Source organism: Solimonas sp. SE-A11 (genome assembly GCF_030345715.1).
Lineage (GTDB): Bacteria > Pseudomonadota > Gammaproteobacteria > Nevskiales > Nevskiaceae > Solimonas_A.
In genome coordinates this window covers 155,000-174,526 of sequence record NZ_JAUASX010000006.1, presented here as the reverse complement: position 1 = coordinate 174,526, position 19,527 = coordinate 155,000, and the positions used below count along the sequence as shown (strand labels likewise).

At 67.5% G+C, this 19,527-nt stretch carries 16 protein-coding genes; 7 read left to right on the top strand and 9 right to left on the bottom strand.

From position 1 onward, the window contains the following. Positions 1 to 921, bottom strand: a complete 921-nt coding sequence (locus tag QT386_RS09335) for a hypothetical protein (RefSeq protein WP_289273480.1) — start codon at positions 919 to 921, stop codon at positions 1 to 3. Further along, the gene (locus tag QT386_RS09330) at positions 921 to 3,311 is read right to left on the bottom strand and encodes a cyclic nucleotide-binding domain-containing protein (RefSeq protein ID WP_289273479.1); all 2,391 of its coding nucleotides are present in this window, start codon (positions 3,309 to 3,311) and stop codon (positions 921 to 923) included. The genes QT386_RS09335 and QT386_RS09330 overlap by 1 nt, the downstream gene beginning before the upstream one ends. Before the next feature lie 226 nt (positions 3,312 to 3,537). Between QT386_RS09330 and QT386_RS09325 the strand changes: the two genes are divergently transcribed. Continuing rightward, positions 3,538 to 4,836 carry a multiheme c-type cytochrome gene (locus QT386_RS09325; protein ID WP_289273478.1) on the top strand — a complete coding sequence of 433 codons (1,299 nt, stop codon included), beginning with the start codon at positions 3,538 to 3,540 and terminating at the stop codon, positions 4,834 to 4,836. A gap of 551 nt (positions 4,837 to 5,387) precedes the next feature. Here QT386_RS09325 and QT386_RS09320 read toward each other — a convergent pair. Both QT386_RS09320 and QT386_RS09315 read right to left on the bottom strand, forming a co-directional pair. Then, positions 5,388 to 6,359, bottom strand: coding sequence for a phospholipase A (locus tag QT386_RS09320; protein ID WP_289273477.1), 972 nt, complete (start codon positions 6,357 to 6,359; stop codon positions 5,388 to 5,390). 70 nt (positions 6,360 to 6,429) lie between these two features. After that, positions 6,430 to 7,038, bottom strand: coding sequence for a type IV toxin-antitoxin system AbiEi family antitoxin domain-containing protein (locus QT386_RS09315; RefSeq protein ID WP_289273476.1), 609 nt, complete (start codon positions 7,036 to 7,038; stop codon positions 6,430 to 6,432). A 402-nt stretch (positions 7,039 to 7,440) separates the two neighbouring features. Between QT386_RS09315 and QT386_RS09310 the strand changes: the two genes are divergently transcribed. Continuing rightward, positions 7,441 to 8,814 carry an adenylate/guanylate cyclase domain-containing protein gene (locus QT386_RS09310; protein WP_289273475.1) on the top strand — a complete coding sequence of 458 codons (1,374 nt, stop codon included), beginning with the start codon at positions 7,441 to 7,443 and terminating at the stop codon, positions 8,812 to 8,814. A 111-nt stretch (positions 8,815 to 8,925) separates the two neighbouring features. Here the strand turns inward: QT386_RS09310 and QT386_RS09305 are convergent, their stop codons facing one another. Together QT386_RS09305 and QT386_RS09300 are read right to left on the bottom strand one after the other, a co-directional pair. Further along, the gene (locus QT386_RS09305) at positions 8,926 to 9,522 is read right to left on the bottom strand and encodes a thioredoxin family protein (RefSeq protein WP_289273474.1); all 597 of its coding nucleotides are present in this window, start codon (positions 9,520 to 9,522) and stop codon (positions 8,926 to 8,928) included. Between the two features lie 28 nt (positions 9,523 to 9,550). Beyond that, positions 9,551 to 11,632 (bottom strand): protein-disulfide reductase DsbD, encoded by a 2,082-nt coding sequence (locus QT386_RS09300; RefSeq protein WP_289273473.1) that lies wholly within the window; start codon positions 11,630 to 11,632, stop codon positions 9,551 to 9,553. A gap of 92 nt (positions 11,633 to 11,724) precedes the next feature. Here QT386_RS09300 and QT386_RS09295 point away from each other — a divergent pair, with 92 nt between their 5' ends. From QT386_RS09295 to QT386_RS09280, 4 genes are read left to right on the top strand one after another with little or no spacing between them, the layout of a single operon-like run. Beyond that, positions 11,725 to 12,291 carry a DUF2845 domain-containing protein gene (locus QT386_RS09295; protein WP_289273472.1) on the top strand — a complete coding sequence of 189 codons (567 nt, stop codon included), beginning with the start codon at positions 11,725 to 11,727 and terminating at the stop codon, positions 12,289 to 12,291. Next, entirely contained in the window at positions 12,260 to 12,700 is a 441-nt protein-coding gene (locus tag QT386_RS09290; protein ID WP_289273471.1) for a DUF1499 domain-containing protein, read from the top strand. The genes QT386_RS09295 and QT386_RS09290 overlap by 32 nt, the downstream gene beginning before the upstream one ends. Positions 12,701 to 12,723: 23 nt before the next feature. Next, positions 12,724 to 13,908, top strand: a complete 1,185-nt coding sequence (locus tag QT386_RS09285) for a trans-acting enoyl reductase family protein (protein WP_289273470.1) — start codon at positions 12,724 to 12,726, stop codon at positions 13,906 to 13,908. Then, positions 13,908 to 14,279: a DUF423 domain-containing protein gene (locus QT386_RS09280; protein ID WP_367401415.1), complete on the top strand. Its 372-nt coding sequence runs from the start codon at positions 13,908 to 13,910 to the stop codon at positions 14,277 to 14,279. The genes QT386_RS09285 and QT386_RS09280 overlap by 1 nt, the downstream gene beginning before the upstream one ends. 227 nt (positions 14,280 to 14,506) lie before the next feature. On the opposite strand, the gene QT386_RS09275 is transcribed toward QT386_RS09280, so the two are convergent. Together QT386_RS09275 and QT386_RS09270 are read right to left on the bottom strand one after the other, a co-directional pair. Further along, the gene (locus tag QT386_RS09275) at positions 14,507 to 15,622 is read right to left on the bottom strand and encodes a GDSL-type esterase/lipase family protein (protein ID WP_289273468.1); all 1,116 of its coding nucleotides are present in this window, start codon (positions 15,620 to 15,622) and stop codon (positions 14,507 to 14,509) included. Positions 15,623 to 15,853: 231 nt separating this feature from the next. Next, positions 15,854 to 17,020: a response regulator gene (locus QT386_RS09270; RefSeq protein WP_289273467.1), complete on the bottom strand. Its 1,167-nt coding sequence runs from the start codon at positions 17,018 to 17,020 to the stop codon at positions 15,854 to 15,856. 412 nt (positions 17,021 to 17,432) lie between these two features. On the opposite strand from QT386_RS09270, the gene QT386_RS09265 reads away from it, so the two are divergent. Beyond that, positions 17,433 to 18,713, top strand: a complete 1,281-nt coding sequence (locus QT386_RS09265; RefSeq protein WP_289273466.1) for an RsmB/NOP family class I SAM-dependent RNA methyltransferase — start codon at positions 17,433 to 17,435, stop codon at positions 18,711 to 18,713. 16 nt (positions 18,714 to 18,729) lie between these two features. On the opposite strand, the gene QT386_RS09260 is transcribed toward QT386_RS09265, so the two are convergent. Beyond that, positions 18,730 to 19,443, bottom strand: a complete 714-nt coding sequence (locus QT386_RS09260; protein WP_289273465.1) for an alpha/beta fold hydrolase — start codon at positions 19,441 to 19,443, stop codon at positions 18,730 to 18,732. Between the last annotated feature and the right edge of the window lie 84 nt (positions 19,444 to 19,527).

Sequence of the window (19,527 nt, the reverse complement as noted above, 5' to 3'; positions counted from 1 at the left end):
CTACCAGTAGAGGAATACGGAGATGACGTGCGCGGCCAGGGCCGCCAGCAGCGCCACCGTCAAGGGCACGTGGAAATACAGCCAGATTTGCATCTGCGCGTGCAGCTGAATGTCGCGGTTGACGCGCACGATCAGCGCGTTGCGACGGCCGATCAGCTCCATCAGCTGGCGCGACTTCTCGGCAACCTCGCCACGCTTCTTGGCCTGTGCGAGCTCACCGGCCATGAACATCACGGTGGAACTCTGCGGGTCGAAGGTCTTGGCGTTTGCAGCGCGTTCTTCGTCGGCCACGATCTTGCGCAACTCGTCGATCGCGCGCCGGCCCGGAGGCAGGGGGCCGAACAGCTGCGCCCACAGCCCGCCGCCCAGGCGCATGCGCTCGGTGGAGCGGGAGATGATGCGATGTACATCCGGCCCCAGCGGGTCGGCCATCTTCAGGGCCTGCTGGTTCAGGTCCAGGATCTCGTCGATCAGCGTCTCGCGGTCGGAGGTGCCCATGTTCTCGGTGATCAGCGTGGGCATGCGGGCATATACGGCGATGCCGAAGATGCCGCTGAGGATCACCATCAGCATCAGCACGTAGGCGATGGTGTGGATGTTCCAGCCGAACTGGAAGCCGGTGTGCAGCGTGGCGATGGTGATCAGCGCCAGGCCCAGGTAGACATGAGCCGAGAGCCAGCCCTTTACCGTGCCGGCGGTGGAGCTGTAGCGGCGCTTGCGCACGCCCAGCCAGGCCAGCCACACGATCAGGGTGGCGCCGATGGTGCCCAGGGTGTAGCCCAGCCAGCTGCCGCCGTTGGGGCCGTCTGCGGGATCATGCCCCCAGTAGACCAGGATGCAGATGATGCACAGCAGGCTGGCCAACTTGAGGTAGCGATAACCCCGGTGGCGCAGGAAGCTTCCGTGCGGCGTCTGGGCCATCAGCGGCCTCCCCGGTAGAGCTTCACGAACTGCTCGGGGCTGGCACGCATGGCGGCGCCGGTGGGGCAGGCGCGCACGCAGGCCGGACCGCCGTCAAGGTCCTTGCACATGTCGCACTTGGTCGCCTTCTTGGCGCTCTTGTCCTTCTTGACCGGATGGTAGCGGCCGGGCTCTTCGCCGCCGAACAGCATCCAGCGCCACAGGCTCGGCTTGGTCTTGCTCTGGATGCCCATCTGGATCACGCCGTAGGGGCAGTTGCGCTCGCAGTTGCCGCAGCCGATGCAGGCGTCGGTGATGTGGACCTCGCCGTTGGGGGCGCGCTTGATCGCGTCCGGCGGGCAGTCCTTCATGCAGTGCGGGTGCTCGCAGTGGCGGCAGGACGTTGGCACGTGCAGGTTGGCGAAGGTGGGGCCGGCCTCGCGCTTGAGGCGGCTGACGTTGCCGTGGGTGTCGGAGCAGGCCTTCTCGCACTGGTCGCAGCGCACGCACAGCGACTCGTCGATCAGCAGCACGTCGGTGGCCTCGCCCAGGCCCTGCGACATCATGAATTCGAGCACGTCGCCCATCGGGCGGGCCTGCGCCACGGCGTTCTGGGCCACGCGCGAGCGGTAGACCTCCTGCACGCGGTCGCGCACCTGGGTGCGCCGCATCATCAGTTCCTTGAACGCGACGCCGTCGAGCCGGATGGTTTCGGTGGCCACCGCGGCGCGCGCCGTGGCCGAGCGCGGCAGGTCGCTGACCAGGGCCATCTCGCCCACATACTGGCCGGCCGGCACGTAGGCCAGCACCACGTCCTTGCCGCCGATCTCGCGCGACACGGTGACCGAGCCCTTGCGGATCAGGTGCAGCGCGTCGCCAGCGTCGCCTTCGTTGAACAGCACCTCGCCGGGGCGGTACTGCCGTACCTCGGCGCTGCTGACCAGGTCGGCGATCTCCTCCGGCGGCAGCGTCGGCGCGATCTTGCCCTGGATGATGCGGCGCAGGAACACCTCGTCGATGACGCGCTTGACCGCGGCCACCGAGTTGATCAGCTTGTTCATCGAGCGGCGCGGCGTCTCGATCAGCACGCACTTCTCGCCGGCCCGCACCGTCGCCGAGCGGCGGCGGCCCGAGATCAGGCTCATCTCACCGAAGAAGTCGCCCTTGCCCAGCGTGAACTTCTTGGACGGGTCGGCCGGGTCCACCTCGATCTCCACTGTGCCGGAGACCACGGAGTAGAAGGTGTCGGTGTAGTCGTTGAGCTGGAAGATGATCTCGCCGTCCGCGGGCGCGCGGATATCGGAGTCGATCATGAACTCGCGCATCTGCAGCGGCGTCAGCGGCTTGAGGATCGGCACGCGGCGCTGCATGGTGGCCAGCGCTTCCTCGATGTCGGTGATGTCCGGCAGCACCGCGAACTTGTCGCGCAGCAGCGGCGTATCGGCCGGCTCCACCGTGCGACCTTCGATGAACTCGATGACCTCGTAGCCCTGGTTCATCGCCTGCTTGATCAGCGGGAAACCCGCCAGCGCGCCGATGATGTACAGGCCCGGCACGTTGGATTCGTACTGGGCCGAGACCGCCGGCACGCTGTTGGGGTCCTTGCTGGGAAACTGGATGCCGGTACTCTCGACGAAGGCACGCGGCGGCGTGGCGCCCAGGCGCGCGATCACGCGGTCCACCGCCAGCTCGGTCTCGCCCTCGTTGGTGGCCACGCGCAGGCGTTTGCCGGCGGGCGAGTCCTCCGCCGCTACCGGCTTGGTGTTGTAGAGGCAGGTGAGCTTGCCGTCCTCGATCGCCTTGAGGATGCCCGACAGGTTGCCGGGCTTGGCGCGGTCGAACTCGTCGCGGCGGTTGAGGATGTAGACCTTGTTGTTATCGGCCAGGGCGATGGCGTTCTCGATGGCCGCGTCGCCGGCACCGACGATGACGATGGTCTCTCCCTTGTATTCGTCCGGATCGTCGAGCTGGTACTGCACCCAGTCCAGATCCTCGCCGGGGCAGCCGAGCTTGCGCAGGTTGCCCTGCAGGCCGATGCCCAGCACCACCGCCTCCGCCTGCAGCGTGCTGCCGCCGTCGAGCGTGATCGTGAAAGCACCCTTTTGGCCGCTGATGGCGCTGACCCGCGCACGATGCGCGATGTTGACGCCCAACGCCGCCGTGCCGCTGTTCCAAGCCTCGAGGATCGCCTCGCGCTTGCCGGCGGTGAAGGTCAGTGGCGAACGCAGCGGCAGCACGTCTGGCTCGGCCATGACGTGCTTGCCCTTCTGGTATCGATAGATGGTGTTCGAAAGCCAGCTCTCGGCTTCCAGCAGCACATGCGAAATGCCCAGCTCCGCGGCGCGCGCGGCAGCAGAAAGGCCGGCAGGGCCGGACCCGACAATCGCGATCTTGACGCTCCCTTGGACCATACCTGGCTCTTTTTGGCTCGGCTGGCGGCCTGAAACCTACTTTAGGCGCATTCCAACGAGTGGCGCCAGTGATGCAGTGCGCAGTTCGGCGACATCGTTTGTACGAATGTGACGCTCCGCACGTCGGATACGGCGGATTCGTGGAAAGTGCGGGAGCAGGCAGTAGTGGGGTGGATCGCCTGCGTTTATATTGGCCCATAGCCAGCTGCCGATCGGAGCTCGATCCATGCGACGCCACTATTCTGTTGCGCTCAGTCTTGCACTGCTGTTGTCGGTGCTCGTGCCCGTGGGCGCCGCGCCGGCGCCCGATCGCAACCTCGGTGTTGCCGACTGCGCGGGCAGTACCTGTCACGGCTCCATCCGTCCCTTCGCCGATCGGCAGATCCGCCAGGACGAATATTTTGTCTGGCAGCGCAAGGATGCCCACGCCTCCGCCTGGAAGACGCTCTTCACCGAGCGCTCGCGCCGCATCGCCGGCCAGCTCGGCCTGGGCGCGCCGCACGAGGCGCAGGCCTGCCTGGTGTGCCACGCCCATGCCCCGCCCGCCGAAGCCCGCGGTCCGCGCTTCCAGTTGGAAGACGGCATTGGCTGCGAGGCCTGCCATGGCCCGGCGGAGCGCTGGATCGCGGCGCACGTCAATGAACTGAAGAGCTCTGAGGAGCGGATCGCCCACGGCATGACGGCGACCTGGGACCCGAAGGTCCGCGCCGAGATGTGCAGCGGTTGCCACCTGGGCGACAACTCGCACCCGATGACGCACCAGATCATGGCGGCCGGCCATCCGCCGCTGCTGTTCGAACTGGACACCTTCACGGCGCTGATGCCGCCGCACTGGGACGTGGATGCCGACTATCGCCAGCGCAAGCCGGTGACCGACACCGCCAGCAACTGGCTGGAAGGTCAGATAGCGGCGACCGATGCCTGGCTGGCGCGCATGGAGAGCGGGGCGCTGGGCCACGGGCTGTTCCCCGAACTGGCGCTATTCGACTGCGATGCCTGCCACCACTCGATGAACGGCAACCGCTGGCGCGCCGACCGCACGCCGGGTCTTGCGCCCGGCCAGGTGCCGCTGGCGGACCAGCCGCTGGTGCTGGTGCAGGCCTGGGCCGGCGTGATGGCGCCTGGCGTGGCCGAGGCGATGGGCGCGCAGCGCGCGCTGCTCTACCAGCAGTACCAGACCGATGCCTCGCGCCTGCGCGAGCAGGCCGGCGAGTTGCGCGGCTGGCTGCGGCGCGAGGCCTGGGGCCGCCTGCGACAGGGTTCAGCGGACGCGGGGCAACTACGCCAGGTGCTCAAGCGCGTGGCGCAGAATGCGGAGAACGCACAGGGCGGCGACTTCTACTACGCGCAGCAGACGGCGATGGCGGCGCAGGTGCTGGCGGCGGCCATCGGTGAGCGTGGCGGCGGCAACGGCGCGCTGAAGGGGCCGACGGATGCGCTGTATGAGTCGGTGAAGAATCGTGATCGCTTCCAGCCGGAGGAGTATCGCAAGGCGTTGGGGCGCTTGAGTGCGGCGTTGAGGTAGCTGCGCGCACATATATATGTGTGCGTTGCTGGCTGAGGCTTTCACTCTTCGACGGACTGAGGCTGTTGAATTGACCAACCCACCGTTCATGCCGAGTGCCGCGCAGCGGCGTATCGAGGCACGCACCTGAGGTGGCGGTCCTAGACCGCTCAGGTGTCGTTGCTCTTTGAAGGTTTATTTCGCCTAAGGGCGACTTACTTCTCTTTGCTTGTCCAAAGAGAAGTAAGCAAGAGAAAGGACCCCCAGGTCCGAGCGGCCCCGCTGATGCGGGGCAACCTGCGCGGCGGTCGGTCGCCGACGGGTCGGGCCCACAGGCCATCCCTGGCCTGAGGCCCCTCGGCCGGACATCCTGTCCGGCTCGACCCTGCGCCCGACCACCGCGCAGGCACTCGCACATGGGACCCCAACGTCAACAGCATGCGCTCACGCTCACCAAGACTTGGGCAGCGTCGCGTCGCCTTTCTTCGCTTATGCCTTTCCTGCCCGCCAGAAAAGCAAAACCCCTCTTCCTTGCGGAAGAGGGGTTGTAAGCATGGCGGTTGTTTCATTCGCTACCGCGAGAAGCTGACCCCCAACCCCACTCGCGTGACCTCGCGGTTGTAGTCGATCAGGCTCTCGCCGTAGCCCTGCCAGACGTAGAAATTCCAGAAGGCGTAGTTGGACAGCGGCGCGCTGTAGCTGAGGTTGATGGCGCCCTTGCCGGTGCCCGGGTTGAAGCGGCCGAGCATGCCCAGGCGGTGGCGGCGGGCGCCGAACAGGTTGCGCTGCACCTGCAGCTCGCCGTAGCCGTAATAGTCCTCGATATCCGGGTTGTCGTCGCGCTTGGGGTCGTCGATCGGGCGATCATCGTCCTCGGGCAGGCGGTACCAGAGCTTGAGGTAGGCCAGGGTATTGGGGTTCTCCCAGAAACCGGCGGCGTAGATGCGGTTCCAGCTGCGCGAGTCGGGAATCTCCTTGCCGTTGGACTCGTGCTCGGCACCCAGGTCCAGGCCCCAGGTCTTGATGCGGTCGTTGGGCTTCCAGCGGTAGAACACTTCCGGGTTGTAGTTGGTTTCGCGGAAGGGGCGCGAGCGGTCGGCGTCGAACACCTGCCAGAACGACTTCTGCGAGTAGGCGAAGTAGAAGTTGGAGCCGAGGATGCGCTGCTTGAAGCTGATCTGGAAGTAGGTCTCGGCTTCCTTCTCGCCGTCCTCCAGTCCCTCGACCCAGCTAACCGGCAGCAGAAACATCGGCCGGTGGAAGGACAGGCCCGGCTTCTCCGCCACCAGCGCGAACACCACCGGGTCGCGCCGCAGGTTCTCGAAGAGCAGCGCGTTGTCGTCCACCGCTTCCTTGGGCGCTACGGTGATCACCGGCAACTCCTCGCCGGTGAGGTCGGGTTCGGGCGAGCCCAGGTTCGGCTCCGACTTGCCTCCGTCGGTGGACGGCAGCTTAGTTTCCGCCGGGATCTCGATCGGCTCCTTGTCCTCGGCCGGGGCAACGGCGGGCATCAGCAGGGCAAGGGCGAGCAACGCGATGCGCATCGGTTCAGGTCTCCATCAACGAAAAAGCCCGCAAAAGCGGGCCTGTACGGGAACCGGCTCCTCACTGGAATCAGTGGGCCAGGGCATCCACGTAAGGCTTCATCACACGCTCGACACGGCACAGCTTTGCAAAATGCCAGAGCTTCTTCATGTTCAACGTCCGCTCGTTCATTGCCGAGCGCAATGCATCGACCGCGATATGCGGACCGATCTTGTTGCGGAACTTGAAGAGGTCGGCGAGCGTCTTTTCCAGACTGTAGACGCGAACCTTGACGTTTTCCACCACGTGCGTCTCCACGCCCTCGGTGAACGCGGGGCCGCCGAGGCGTGCCACCTTGATCTCCGGGTAGTCGACGCGCGGCCGCGCGGCGCGGCGCTCGATGGCGACATAAACCTCGTCGTTGTTCTGCTCGCCGATGCCGTGGAAGGCAAGCGCGGAGCGCAGGCAGATCACGCCGTTGGGAACTGCGCGCCCGACGATGGCGAGCGAGACGCTGGCGTCGACGTTGGTGTCGGCGAGCACGTAGCTGCCGCGTCCAACTTTCTTGATCAATCCTTTATCGCAGAGACGACGCAGGTATTCCGCCTGGATGCCATGCGGAACCAAATCCTTCGGACGCAGCACACCGAGCTTTTGTGCAAGCTGGATGATGCGTTCGGATTTGCTGTGCTCGTCCATCGGTGCGGAGGATTCGTGAGTATCGGGCTGAATTTCTCAAATGTGTAAACATTTAAGAACATGTGCGAAAGGATTGCAAGCGAAAAATTCTTTACGCTGAACATCAACAACCCTTGTCAAGTACCCGTCAATAATAAAAAAATCTCTCCTAACCCAAGTGGTCAAAAAATAACCGGTAAAAAGTATTTCCCGTGACTATCAAGGAGTTCCGCAGCGCCTGCCAGGCTTTGGGGGGTCTGGGATGGAGGTTTTGCACCAAATAAGTGCAAAACGCTCTCCTGGCCAGCGCCGATAGCCGGGCTCCGGGGAGTGCGCTGCGGCACACGGGGAGGCAGCGGGCGCCCCCATAATGGCGCCCCGGGCCCCCAACCATCCCCCGATCGTCGCCTTGCTCCGGACTTGATGAGCGATTTCACCCCTCACATCCTGGTTTCGATCGTTGCCCTCGGCATGGGCCTGGCCTTCGTCTCCGCCGACCGGCGCTCTGCCACTTCGCGTGCGCTCGGCGCGGGCCTTGGCCTGATCGGCATCAGCATCTATCTCAACGTGCGCTACATCGGCGATCCCGCCAGCGCGCCCTCGTGGTCGGGCTGGCTGGCGCTGCCGGAGTCGCTGGCGATCATGTCGATCCTGGAGTGGATCCTGCGCGTACGCCGCACGATCCCGGCGGCACCGGAGGTCAACGTCGCCTTCGGCGATCGCGTGCTGCGCCTGGGCCAGGCGGCGGCGCTGATCTACGGCCTGCTATCGGTCTGGCTGCCCCAGGTGCGTATCACCAGCTTCCTGCGCGTCTTCAACCATCCGGAGTCGCTGCTCACCGGCGGCTTCTGGCTGTTCTTCACGCCGGTGGCGGTGTCGGTGCTGGCGGGCCTGGTGGGCATCATCCTGGTGCTGAATCGCCGGCCGGACCGCGCCGAGCGCGTACGCGTGCTGGCGCTGGCGGTGGCGGTGCCCTTCCTGCTCGCCGGCTTCCTGCTGCCCTTGCACCAGGCGGCGATCTCCACCGTGCTGGGCGAGGTCATCTTCCTGGTGGGCGCGGTGCAGTACCACGTGCACCAGGGCCGGCGCGGCCAGTTCCTGTCGCGCTTCCTGTCGCCGCAGGTGGCGCAGCTGGTGGCCGAGCGTGGCCTGGATCGCGCGATGCGCGAGAATTACATGGAGATCACGGTGGTTTGCTGCGACCTGCGCGGCTTCACCACCTTCGCCGCCGAACAGCCCTCCGGGCGGGTGCTGCAGGTGCTGCGCGAGTATTACGAGGCGGTGGGCAAGGCGGTGGCGGACTTCGGCGCCACGATCAAGGACTATGCCGGCGACGGCATCCTGATCCTGGTCGGCGCGCCGCTGCCGATCACCTTCCACGCCCGCTGCGGCATCGAGCTGGCGCGCCGCATCCGCAGCGTGACCGTGCCGCTGACGGCGGAATGGGGTACCGGGACGGCGCCGTTGGGCATCGGCGTGGGCGTGGCCAGCGGCGTGGTCACGCTGGGCATCATCGGCACCCACTCGCGCCTGGAATACACGGCAGTGGGTTCCACCGTGAACCTGGCCTCGCGCCTCTGCGACCAGGCGCTGCACGCCGAGATCCTGGTGGCCGAGCGCACCGTGGAGCTGGCGGGCGAGGTGGGCCTGAAGGAGCGCGCACCGATGACGGTGAAGGGCTATGCCGAGCCGGTGCGTAATTTCAGCCTGATGCTGGACGCGGCGCGCAACGCGGAGCTTGCCGTGCTTCAGGAAGCGAATTCAACGCCAGAGGCGTTGCCGGCCGGGCGGGTGTGAAGAAACCGTAGCAGGCGCCCTGAGCTTGCATCGAGAAACGGAGACGTACTGGGGTACGGCGAGTACCGGAGATGCAAGATCGGGATGCCTGCCAGGTTTATTCGCATCCTCTCAGTATTTGATTCCGCAGCCGTAGGGCTTGGTCACGGCCTCGGTCACCGGCTTGCCGGCCAGGGCCTCGGCCAGCGCCAGCCTCACGTAGGGCTTGGCATCGGGGATGTCCTCGGCGTCGGCGCTGGCGATGCTGTCGATGCCGCCCATGTAGACCAGCGTGCCCTTGGGATCGATCACGAACATGTGCGGCGTGGTCTTGGCGTCGTAGGCGTGGCCGATCTTGCCGCTGGGGTCCAGCAGTACCGCGGTCGGAGCCGCGCCGCGCTCCTGGGTCAGGGCGTTGGCCTGCTTGCCGTCGACATGACCCTGCTTGCCCGGTGCCGAGGAGATCACCGTCAGCCAGGCGACGCCCTTGGCGGTCTCTTCCTTCTGCAGGGCCTGCATGTTGCCGGCGTAGTGCTTCTGCACGAAGGGGCACTCGGCATTGCTCCATTCCAGCACCACGAACTTGCCGCGGTAGTCGGAGAGCTGCACGGTCTTGCCGTTGCTGTCGGTGGCGGAGAACGCCGGGGCGGGTTCGCCGACCTTCGGCGCGGCCTGGGCGGCGGTGACGCCGAGGGCGGCGGCGAGGACCAGCATCTTCATCATGCGCATCGGGGGCTCCATGGTTCAGTGAGGTTGTTCAGGGGTCGAGAGAATCGATCACGATCTGCGGCGTCAGCACCTGCGGCAGCAGCTTGGGCTCGCCGCCGTTGACGTAGACCAGGTACAGCGGCACGCCGGGCCGTTGATGCTGTTCCAGCACGCGAGTGATGGCGGGATCGTTGCGGGTCCAGTCGGCCACCAGGAAGGCGACGCCGCGTTCGCGGAAGGCTTTCTGTACGGCCTCAGTCTTGAGCGCGACGCGCTCGTTGACCTTGCAGGTCAGGCACCAGTCGGCGGTGAAATCCACGAAGATGGTCTGGCCCTGGGCGCGCAGTTCGGCCACCTTCTCCTCTGACCACACTTCCGCGCTGCCGACGCTGGCCTGGGTTGCCGGGCCCGGCTCCATCGCCGGCAGCCACAGCAGCCAGGCGGCCAGGGCCAGCGCGCCGAGCTTGAGCACGGTGGCGATCGCGCCGCGGCGCGACCACAGCCAGATCGCGAAGGCCACCAGCACCATGCCGAGCATCACCAGGCCCACGGCATTGGCGCCCGCCTGGCGCGCCAGCACCCACAGCAGCCAGGCCACCGTCAGGTACAGCGGGAAGGCCATGGCCTGCTTGAAGGTTTCCATCCAGGCGCCCGGGCGCGGCAGCCAGGCGGCCAGCCGCGGGAAGAAGCCCAACAGCAGGAAGGGCAACGCCAGGCCCAGGCCCAGCGCGGCGAACACCAGCAGCGTCACGGCGCCGCCCTGCGTCATCGCGTAGCCCACCGCCGAGCCCATGAACGGTACGGTGCAGGGGCTGGCCACCACCACGGCGAGCACGCCGGTGAAGAAGGCGCCGGCGCTGCCGGACTTCTGCGTGAGGCCCTGGCCCACGCCCATCCAGCGCGTGCCGAAGTTCACCGCGCCGGACAGCGACAGGCCCAGGGCCAGCAGCAGGTAGGTCAGCAGGCCGATGAAGGCGGGGGACTGCAGCTGGAAGCCCCAGCCGATGGCCTTGCCGCCCGCGCGCAGGGCCAGCAGCAGCCCGGCGACCGCCAGGAACGACACGATCACGCCAGCGGTATAGGCCAGCGCTTGCCGCCGGGCCTCGCCGTTGCTCTGCCCGCGCGACTGCATCAGCGACAGCGCCTTGAGCGACAGCACCGGGAACACGCAGGGCATCAGGTTGAGGATCAGGCCGCCGAGCAGCGCCGAGGCCAGCACCAGCAGCATCGACGGCGGGGTGGTGGGTGCGGTGGATTCCTTGCCCGGGTCTACGGCCGGCTTGGCCGCTTCCGGCACCGCCGCCACCGCGCCGGGCACGGCCTGCAGCTGGTAGGCGCGGACCTCGCCGCCCTCGTGCAGCACCAGCACGCCGCGCAGTTCCGCTGGTGCCTCGACGAAATAGCTCGACAGCCCCTGGCTCAGCCGCAGGCTGCCGCTGCCGTCGGCGTCGATGCGCTGCGGCGCGGCGTGGTTCACCAGGTCATTGGGCTCGGGGAAGAATTCGACGCGGTCGGCGTGCGCCGGCATGCCGTCGATGCCCAGCGTGACGCTGCCGTTGGCCACGGCGAAGCGCGCCTGCCAGCCCGGCGTGGGCTGCGGCAGCTCGGCGCGGGCCTTGGCGAAGGCGGCGGCCCAGGCCGGGTCCGGCTGCGGGCTGGCCTGCACCGGCAACGTGAGACTCAGCGCCGCCTTGCCGGGGATGCAGACGTCCTTGCACACCAGCCACTTGGCCTCGGCCTGCAGCGTGACCTGCTGGCCGGGCGTCCAGGCGTCGCCCAGCTTCATCGGCACCAGGTGCAGGGTTTCTTCGCCGTAGCCGTAGTTGGTGAGGTCACCCAGCGAGTGGGCGTGCGGATACGGCCATTCGATGGGGCCGGCCTCGACGCCGGCCGGCAGGGTCCACTGCAGGCTGGTGGGGATGCCGGAGTCGCCGGGATTCAGCCAGTAGACATGCCAGCCCTTGTCCGGCTGCAGGCGCAGGGCCACGCGGTTCGCGACACCGCCGGGCTGCAGGCCCTGGTTTTCGGCGACCAGGTCCGCCACCACGTGGTCGGCCTGCACCGGCGCGGCGAATGCGGCGGCGGGGCCCAGGGCGAGCAGGCAGGCGGCGGCGAGGCGGCGGATGTTCATGCGGGGTCCGGAGGGATGCGGTCTAATGACAGATGAGAACCACGGAGGTTCAGGCCGTGAAGTCTTGAGCCACCAAGTCTATCGCCTGCCTGTTGCTGGCGTCCCTGTTCGTCTGGGCCAGCCCGGCCGGGGCGGCCGGCAGCCTGCGCTGCGGCTCGCGCCTGGTGTCGGAGGGCGACCGCGCCGCCGATCTGCTGGCCGCCTGCGGCGAGCCGGCCTTCCGCGATGCCTGGGGCCAGGCCCAGCCCGGCGGCAACATCCTGGCTGACACCGAGGAATGGACCTACAACTTCGGGCCGCACCAGCTGCTGCGGGTGCTGCGGCTGCGCAACGGTCGCATCGTCGGGATCGACTCCGACGGCTATGGCTTTTACGAGCCCGCCAACCGGCGCTGCGATTCCGGTGCGCTGGTGCCGGGCCTGAGCAAGTTCCGCCTGCTGACCCGCTGCGGCGAGCCGCTGACGCGCAAGAGCTTCGGGCTGCTGCGGCCGCTGGGGCCGCGCGGACGCCCGCTGCCACCCGCGTATCGCCATGCCTACGAGGCCGTCTACCGCGAGGAATGGGTTTACAATTTCGGCTCACGTTACCTGATGCGTATCCTCACGCTGGAGGATGGGAGAATCGTCGATGTCGAGAACGGTGGTCGCGGCTTCGATTAGCCTTTGTGTGCTGTTGTCGGCCTGCGGCGGCAAGCCGCAACTGGCCAGTGTCGATGGCGAACTGGCACCCTGCCAGGCCGCGCGCTGCGTGTCCTCGCTGTCACGCGATCCGGACTACCGCATCGAGCCCATCGCCTACGAAGGCTCGCGCGAGTCCGCGCGCCTGGCGTTGCTGCGCATCATCACGGCCATGCCCGGCACCAGGATCGCGCTGCAGACCGAGGACTACATCCATGTCGAGTTCACCAGCCCGGTGATGCGCTACCGCGACGACCTGGAACTGCAGTTCCCGCGCCGCGACCCGGTGGTGCACGTGCGCAGCTCCAGCCGCGCCGGCTACTACGACTTCGACAACAACCGCGAGCGCGTGGAGCAGATCCGCGCCGAGTTCAATGCGGTGCAGCCCTGAGCAAGCAGGCCGGAGGAGGGCACATGGCGGCGAAGAAGCGTCTGTATGACATCGTGCTGTTCGGCGCCACCGGCTTTACCGGCGGGCTGACCGCGGAATACCTCGCCGCGCACGGCGGGGCCAAGCTACGCTGGGCGCTGGCCGGTCGCAATCCGCAGAAGCTGGAAGCGGTGCGCCAGCGGCTGGCGGAGATCAACCCCGGTTGCGCGCAGCTGCCGCTGTTGTCCGCCGAGGTGGATGACAGCGACAGCCTGCAGCGTGTCGCCGAATCCGCCAAGGTGGTGATCACCACGGTCGGCCCCTACATCCGCTACGGCGAGCCGCTGCTGGCGGCCTGCGCCGCCGCCGGCACCGACTACGTCGATCTCACCGGCGAGCCCGAGTTCGTGGACCGCATGTGGCTGGCCTACCACGAGCAAGCGCGCAAGACGGGCGCACGCATCGTCAACAGCTGCGGCTTCGACAGCATTCCCCACGATCTCGGCGTGTACTTCACCGTGCAGCAGCTGCCGGAGGAATCGCCGATCCGCATCGAGGCCTTCGTACGCGCCGGCGGGCAGTTCTCCGGCGGCACGCTGCACTCCGCCGTTGCCGCCTTCTCGCGCGTGCGCCAGACCCTGGATGCCAAGGCGCAGCGCCGCCGCCGCGAGCAGTTCCCGCTCGACCGGCGCATCGGTTCGCTGCGGCCCCGTGTGCGCTTCCACGAGACGCTGGGCACCTGGGTGCTGCCGATGCCGACGATCGACCCGCAGGTGGTGCGCCGCTCCGCCGTGGGGCTGGAGCGCTACGGGCCGGACTTCCGTTACGGGCATTACCTGCAGGTGCGCGAGTTCAGCGGCGTGGCCAAGCTGGTCGGTGGCGTGGCCGCGATCGTGGCCGGTGCGCAGATCCCGTTCACGCGCAAGAAGCTGCTGGCCCTGCGCCACCCCGGCGAAGGACCCAGCGAGGAGCAGCGCGCCCGCGGCTGGTTCCGAGTGACCTTCCTCGGCCGCAGCGGCCAGCACCGCGTGCGCTGCGAAGTGGCCGGCGGCGACCCGGGCTATGGCGAGACCAGCAAGATGCTGGCGGAGTCGGCGCTGTGCCTGGCCTTCGACAAGCTGCCCAGGAGCGCCGGCGTGGTTACCCCCGCCATCGCGATGGGCGATTCCCTGATCCGCCGGCTGCAGAAGGCCGGCATGCAGTTCCGCGTGGTGGAGTCCACGGAATGATCTCGAAACTCTGGCTGGCGCTTGGCGCCTCGTATGGCTTCCTCGCCGTGGCACTCGGCGCCTTCGGTGCCCATGCCCTTAAGGCCAAGCTCACGCCCGACCTGCTGGCGGTGTGGAAGACCGGCGTGGAATACCACTTCTACCACGCGCTGGCGCTGCTGGCCGTGGGCCTGCTGGCGCGGCAACTGCAACCGTCCGGCGCGCTGACGACCGCGGGCGTCTGCTTCGCGCTCGGCGTGCTGCTGTTCTCGGGCAGCCTGTACGCCTTAGCCCTGAGCGGGGTGCGGGTGCTGGGTGCAGTGACGCCCTTCGGCGGGCTGCTGTTCCTGGTGGGCTGGGCTTGCCTGGTGCGGGTGGCGATCAAGAGCTGAGCGCTGTCCTCCGGTGGCACGCCTCTCGTCAGCAGGACGCATCAGCCTGCGCAAGGCGGGATGCGCTTCACTTCGCCTAGAGGCGCCTACTTTTGGTCCCGCCCTTGTATCTGCTGAACAGGCCTTATTGGCCTGCTGATCGGTTCTTGCGCAGGCGAGTTGCAGTGCCCTGACGAGGATCGGCGAGGCTGCGCATTGCCAATGCTCTCCTGCATGGTCCGGTTCAACTACAGGGCTTCCAGGGCGACGCAGCCTGCCAAGGCCTCGTAACCCGACACATTGGGATGCAAGTGATCTCCGCTGTCATAGGCCCGGGCCAGATAGGAAGGGTTGAGCGGATCACGCAGGCAGGCGTCCGCATCGAGCACGGCATCCGCGCCACTGGCTCCACCGCGTATCCATTGATTGACTTGCTGGCGCGCTCCATCCACCGCCGCACTGCCGCTGAGGACGCCGGGTGTCAGCGGGTCGAGCGCACTGAGGGGGCCGGTGCAGAAGCCGCGTCCCGGGGTGATGGTGCCCAGTACCACGCGCACCCCGCCGGCCTTGAGCTGGCTGACCGCAGCAGACAGGCCTGCGATCAGCGGCTCGGCGCTGGGCGCGAGTTGCAGCCCAAGGTCATTGATGCCTTGGAGCAGGATCACCGTGCGCACGTTCGGCAGGTCGAGAACGTCCTGCTGCAAGCGCGAAAGCAAGGCGGGCCCATGTTCGGGGCTGAAGCCATCGGCATTCACGCGATTGCCGGCAATGCCCGCATTCACCACGCTCAACTGGGTGCGGCCGGCGGCGAACAGCCGGCGTTGCAGATAGTCCGGGTAGCGCTGATCCTGGCCGATGACGAAGGGTGAGCCGAGGATGCCCCCACACAGGGCCGCTGGAACGTAGCCATCGGTCAGGGAATCGCCGAGCGCGACGACGGTATGGCGCGCGGCGCCACCTTGCACTTCCAGGGCCGAGACCAGGAACCAGTTGCTCGCCTGCTCCAGTGGCAGCGGGAGGAATGCCGCATCGCCTGCAAGCGACAGGTAGGGAATCTCGAGCGCCTGGTAGTGGCGGGGCAGGTTTCGCAGGTTCGAGGCGGCCGTGAAGCTGATGCCGAGCTTGTCGAACGGCTGGACGGCAAGATCGACGAAATCGCTGGTCACGGTTTCGCCGGGTGCGAGGCGTATCGCTGGCTTGCCGTCGAACGTGAGGGTGCGCAAGGACTCCGGATGCAAGGCCGGCCCACGGTCGCGCAATCCCACCGTCACCCGCGACAACTCTACCGGCTGAGCCCCCAGGCGATTGGAGAGCTTCAGCCGCAGGCGAGTGCCCCCGGCATGCGGGGTGATGAACTGCCGCAAGGTCGCGCCCGCCGGTATCACGCTGTTGAAGGTGTCGCTCGGCGCCGCCAGGCGGCGACCACGCCGTCCTGGATGGACTCGTGGGTGCCGCTGCCGCAGGCCGCAAGGGTCGCGGCAAGGATCAAGGCCAGGCCGCGCAGGATCATGCGACCCGGGAACCCGCCAGCGTCGTGGACGGGTGTGCGACCGCCACGGCTTTTCGGTAGAGAGACGTTGGTGCCAAGGCGGAGGCTACTTCCGGCCCAGGGCCTTGGCGATCGAATCCGCCAGCTGGTCCGCGATACGCGCGGCGGCAGACATCACGGTGCGCTCGCTGGCGTTGTGGGCTTCTTCGGAGGCGGCGGCGCGGGCCTGCTGAATGACTTCGCCGATGCGGGTGGACTGGGCCTGCTGCGAGTGAGCCAGGCCTTCGACGCGGGCGAGCAGCTGGTTGTGCTGGGCCAGCTGTTGCTGCATCTGTTCCTGCACATGGCGCTGGTGCTGCAGCAACTGCTCCTGCATCTGGCGATGCTGTTGCTGCAACTGCTCCTGCAGCAGGGTCTCGACGCGCACCTGCAGCTCTTCGAAGCGCGCGTCGATGCGGGTTTCCAGCCATTCCACGCGCTGTTGCAGGTCGCGCATGCCGTCTCGGGCGGCGCTTTCCAGCAGCTGGCGGTCTTCATCGGGATCGCGCAAGCGCGATTCCACGACGGCGAGGTTGGCCTTGATCTCGGACACCTGGTGGAAGACGTCCTGCGTCAGCTTCTTGAGGCGCGATTCGAGCTGGTCACGCAGTGCGGCGGGCAGGGCCTGGACGTCGGTGGCCGTCGCCGCGGCAAGCGGGGCGGGTGCGATGGCCGGCGGCGGCACAGGGGCAGCAACCACCGGCGGCTCGACGACCGGAGGAGGGACGGCGGTGACGGGCAGCGTATCGCGCAAGGCACTGAACACAGCCTGGCCGATGGTGACGTCGGGCTCGCGCAGGCTGGTGACCTTGCCGCTGGCGGCGGCGGGAGCGGCGGCGGGCCGGGAGTTCTTCAGCTCGGCGGCGAAATTCTGCAGGTTTTCCAGCACGCGAATCAGCTGCTCGGGCGTCGGCGGCTTCTGTAGTACGTCGGACGCGCCCTTGGCGCGCGCCTCGGCGTTGAATTCCGCGCCTTCGTTGGACGAGCAGATCACCACGGGGATGTAGACCGTGGTGGGGTCTTGCTTGATGTGCTGCAGGGCGGTGAAGCCGTCGGTGCCCGGCATGACGTGATCGAGGAAGATCACCTCCGGCTGGTGGTCCTTGAGAAAGCTGTAGGCTTCCTCCGCGCTTTCCGCGGTGTCCACCTTGTAGGCATGATGTTCGAGATGACGCCGCAGCGCGAAGCGCGCCGAGCGTGAGTCATCCACGATCAATGCCGTCTTGTTCCCCATAACCCCTCCAGCAACGGTCTATGGAGGAAATGTATCACCGCTGCCGATGGTCAGGCGCACAAGCGGGCGCACCAAAGAAAAGCGCGACAGTCTGTGAAGACTGTCGCGCAGGTCTTTCAATGCAGTGGGTTTGACGCTTACTTCTTCTTAGCAGCTTTCTTCGGTGCAGCCTTCTTAGCAGCCTTCTTAGCAGCCATGACAGCCTCCAATTGCCAGAAAAAGTGGCCAGAAACGCAGACCCTCCGTCTGTGATCCACCACCCGCATTGATAGTGTCAGCAGCGTTTTACGAACACAATAGGTTGTGCCGCAGTGTGATGAAATATCCGACGAACGGTAGTTCGCCGGCCATTCGATATCTTGGTTCCACAGAAGACCGGTAGTCATTGCCGGCAAGGACTTAAGGCTTTTCCATGAGTTCGTTGGGCGATTCTGTAAAAACTTCCGCTCCGAGCCTGCGCCGGGCGCAGTTACTGCTAGCGCGACAGGCCCTGGAGGCGACCCTGGCGGCGCAGCGGCCGGCGGATGCGATCCTGCAGGAGCTGTTCCGCGCCAACCGCCAGTGCGGCTCGCGCGACCGCGCACGCATCGGCGACCTGGTCTACGGCGTGCTGCGCGACCTGCGTCGCCTGCAGGCCATCGCCGGCGAGGCCAAGGTCGACGCCGGAGCGCTCTGCGTGCTCCGCCTGCTGGACCTGGTACAGGCTGAAGCGGTGACGCTGGCGGACTGGGGCGTGCCGCAGGCCTCCTTGCTGGCGCAGCGCCTGGCGGAGTTCGACCCAGCGTCGCTGACGCCGGCGCAACGCGACAACCTGCCGGATGCCTGTCATGCGCGGCTCCTTGCGCAGTACGGCGCGGAGGAGACCGCGGCGCTGGCGCAGGCCCTGCGTGGCCAGGCGCAAGTAGACCTGCGGGTCAACCGGCTCAAGGCCACGCGCGAGTCCGCACAGCAGCGGCTGGCAGAGGAGGGGGTGGCGGCGGAGCTGACGCCACGCTCGCCGCTGGGGCTGCGCCTGTCGGGCCGCGCGCCGTTGCAGAACCTTGGCAGCTTCCGCGAGGGCTGGGTGGAGCCGCAGGACGAGGGCAGCCAACTGATCGCGCTGCTCGCGGCGGTGCGACCGGGTGAGCGGGTGGTGGATTACTGTGCCGGCGCGGGCGGCAAGACGCTGGCGCTGGCGGCGCAGATGCAGGACCAGGGCGAACTGCTGGCCTGTGACATCAGCGCGTCGCGCCTGAAGAAACTGCGACCGCGCCTGGAGCGCGCGGGCGTGAACGGCGTCAGCGGCCTGGCACTGCCCGACGTCGAGGCCATGGAACGGCTCGCCGGCCGTTGTGATGCGGTGCTGGTGGATGCGCCTTGCTCGGCCACCGGCATCTGGCGGCGCAACCCGGAGTTGCGCCTGCGCGAGCCGGACTTCGCGGCGCTCCAGGCCCTGCAGCTGCAGATTCTCGATGACGCAGCGCGCCTGCCGCGCCTGGGCGGGCGCCTGGTCTACGCCACCTGCAGCCTGATGGCAGTGGAGAACGACGATGTGGTGGCGGCCTTCCTGGCGGCGCACCCGGAGTACCGCCGCACCGACGCAGGCGCGATCCTGCGGGCCGCAGGGGCGGACTGGGAGGGCGCGGAGCTGCGGCTGCTGCCGCAGAGGCACGGTACCGACGGATTCTTTGCCGCCGCGTTCGAACGGGGCTAGGAGGCCCTGACCAACGCTAGGCTGCGTCGGCGGACATCCGCTCGGCAATCACGCGCAGCACCTGGGGGTTCAGGGGCAGGCCGAAGTGCGTGCCGCGCACCTCCACGTTCTCGATCTGCGCGCCCTCGGTTTCCACCGAGCACTGCCAGGCGACGATGCCGTCGCTCTTGGTGTGGATCGCGATGCAGGGCACCGGCGGGGCCGGGATGCGGCGGCGGAAGCCGTCCAGGTCGGGCGTGCCGCGCATCTTGGGATTCATCAGTCCGAACAGCTTTACCAGGTTGTTGGCGTTGGGGTGGCCGTTGAAGGGGCTGCCCAGCGTAAAGACGCGGCGCACGCATTGCGGCTGGTGGCGGGCCATCTCGCGGGCAAACACGCCGCCCAGGCTCCAGCCGATCAGCGTCACCTTCTGGCCGCGCTCCTCGCACAGCGAGCGCAGGCTCTGCGCGAGGCGGTCGCGGACCTGCGGGCGCATGCCCATGTTGCGGCCGCAGCCCCAGCCCACGGCCTCGTAGCCCAGCTGGTTCAGCGCGCGGCGCAGTGCCGCAGTGTTGACGTCGCTGGCGCCGAAGCCGGGGATCACCATCACCGGCTCGCCACGGCCACGCGGCAGCCCGCGCACGCTCAGGCCGCGCAGGAGGTGCTGGGCCGCCTCGGCGCCGACGCGCAGCTCGGACAGCAGCAGGAACAGGGAGGGCGAGGCGACTTCGGAAGTATCAGGGCGGGCCATCGGCGGCAACGGGGGCAGGTTTGCGCCGATGCTACACGCTCGCGCCGTCGCCGCGACACGTCCTCGCGTGGCGGCCGGCGGGCG

Excerpts from the sequence above, each read along its gene's own strand:
- QT386_RS09300 (WP_289273473.1), bottom strand. The coding sequence starts at position 11,632 with ATGAACATCCGCCGCCTCGCCGCCGCCTGCCTGCTCGCCCTGGGCCCC.
- QT386_RS09325 (WP_289273478.1), top strand. The coding sequence starts at position 3,538 with ATGCGACGCCACTATTCTGTTGCGCTCAGTCTTGCACTGCTGTTGTCG.
- QT386_RS09310 (WP_289273475.1), top strand. The coding sequence starts at position 7,441 with ATGAGCGATTTCACCCCTCACATCCTGGTTTCGATCGTTGCCCTCGGC.
- QT386_RS09320 (WP_289273477.1), bottom strand. The coding sequence starts at position 6,359 with ATGCGCATCGCGTTGCTCGCCCTTGCCCTGCTGATGCCCGCCGTTGCC.
- QT386_RS09330 (WP_289273479.1), bottom strand. The coding sequence starts at position 3,311 with ATGGTCCAAGGGAGCGTCAAGATCGCGATTGTCGGGTCCGGCCCTGCC.
- QT386_RS09335 (WP_289273480.1), bottom strand. The coding sequence starts at position 921 with ATGGCCCAGACGCCGCACGGAAGCTTCCTGCGCCACCGGGGTTATCGC.
- QT386_RS09285 (WP_289273470.1), top strand. The coding sequence starts at position 12,724 with ATGGCGGCGAAGAAGCGTCTGTATGACATCGTGCTGTTCGGCGCCACC.
- QT386_RS09265 (WP_289273466.1), top strand. The coding sequence starts at position 17,433 with ATGAGTTCGTTGGGCGATTCTGTAAAAACTTCCGCTCCGAGCCTGCGC.
- QT386_RS09260 (WP_289273465.1), bottom strand. The coding sequence starts at position 19,443 with ATGGCCCGCCCTGATACTTCCGAAGTCGCCTCGCCCTCCCTGTTCCTG.
- QT386_RS09315 (WP_289273476.1), bottom strand. The coding sequence starts at position 7,038 with ATGGACGAGCACAGCAAATCCGAACGCATCATCCAGCTTGCACAAAAG.
- QT386_RS09270 (WP_289273467.1), bottom strand. The coding sequence starts at position 17,020 with ATGGGGAACAAGACGGCATTGATCGTGGATGACTCACGCTCGGCGCGC.
- QT386_RS09305 (WP_289273474.1), bottom strand. The coding sequence starts at position 9,522 with ATGCGCATGATGAAGATGCTGGTCCTCGCCGCCGCCCTCGGCGTCACC.
- QT386_RS09290 (WP_289273471.1), top strand. The coding sequence starts at position 12,260 with ATGTCGAGAACGGTGGTCGCGGCTTCGATTAGCCTTTGTGTGCTGTTG.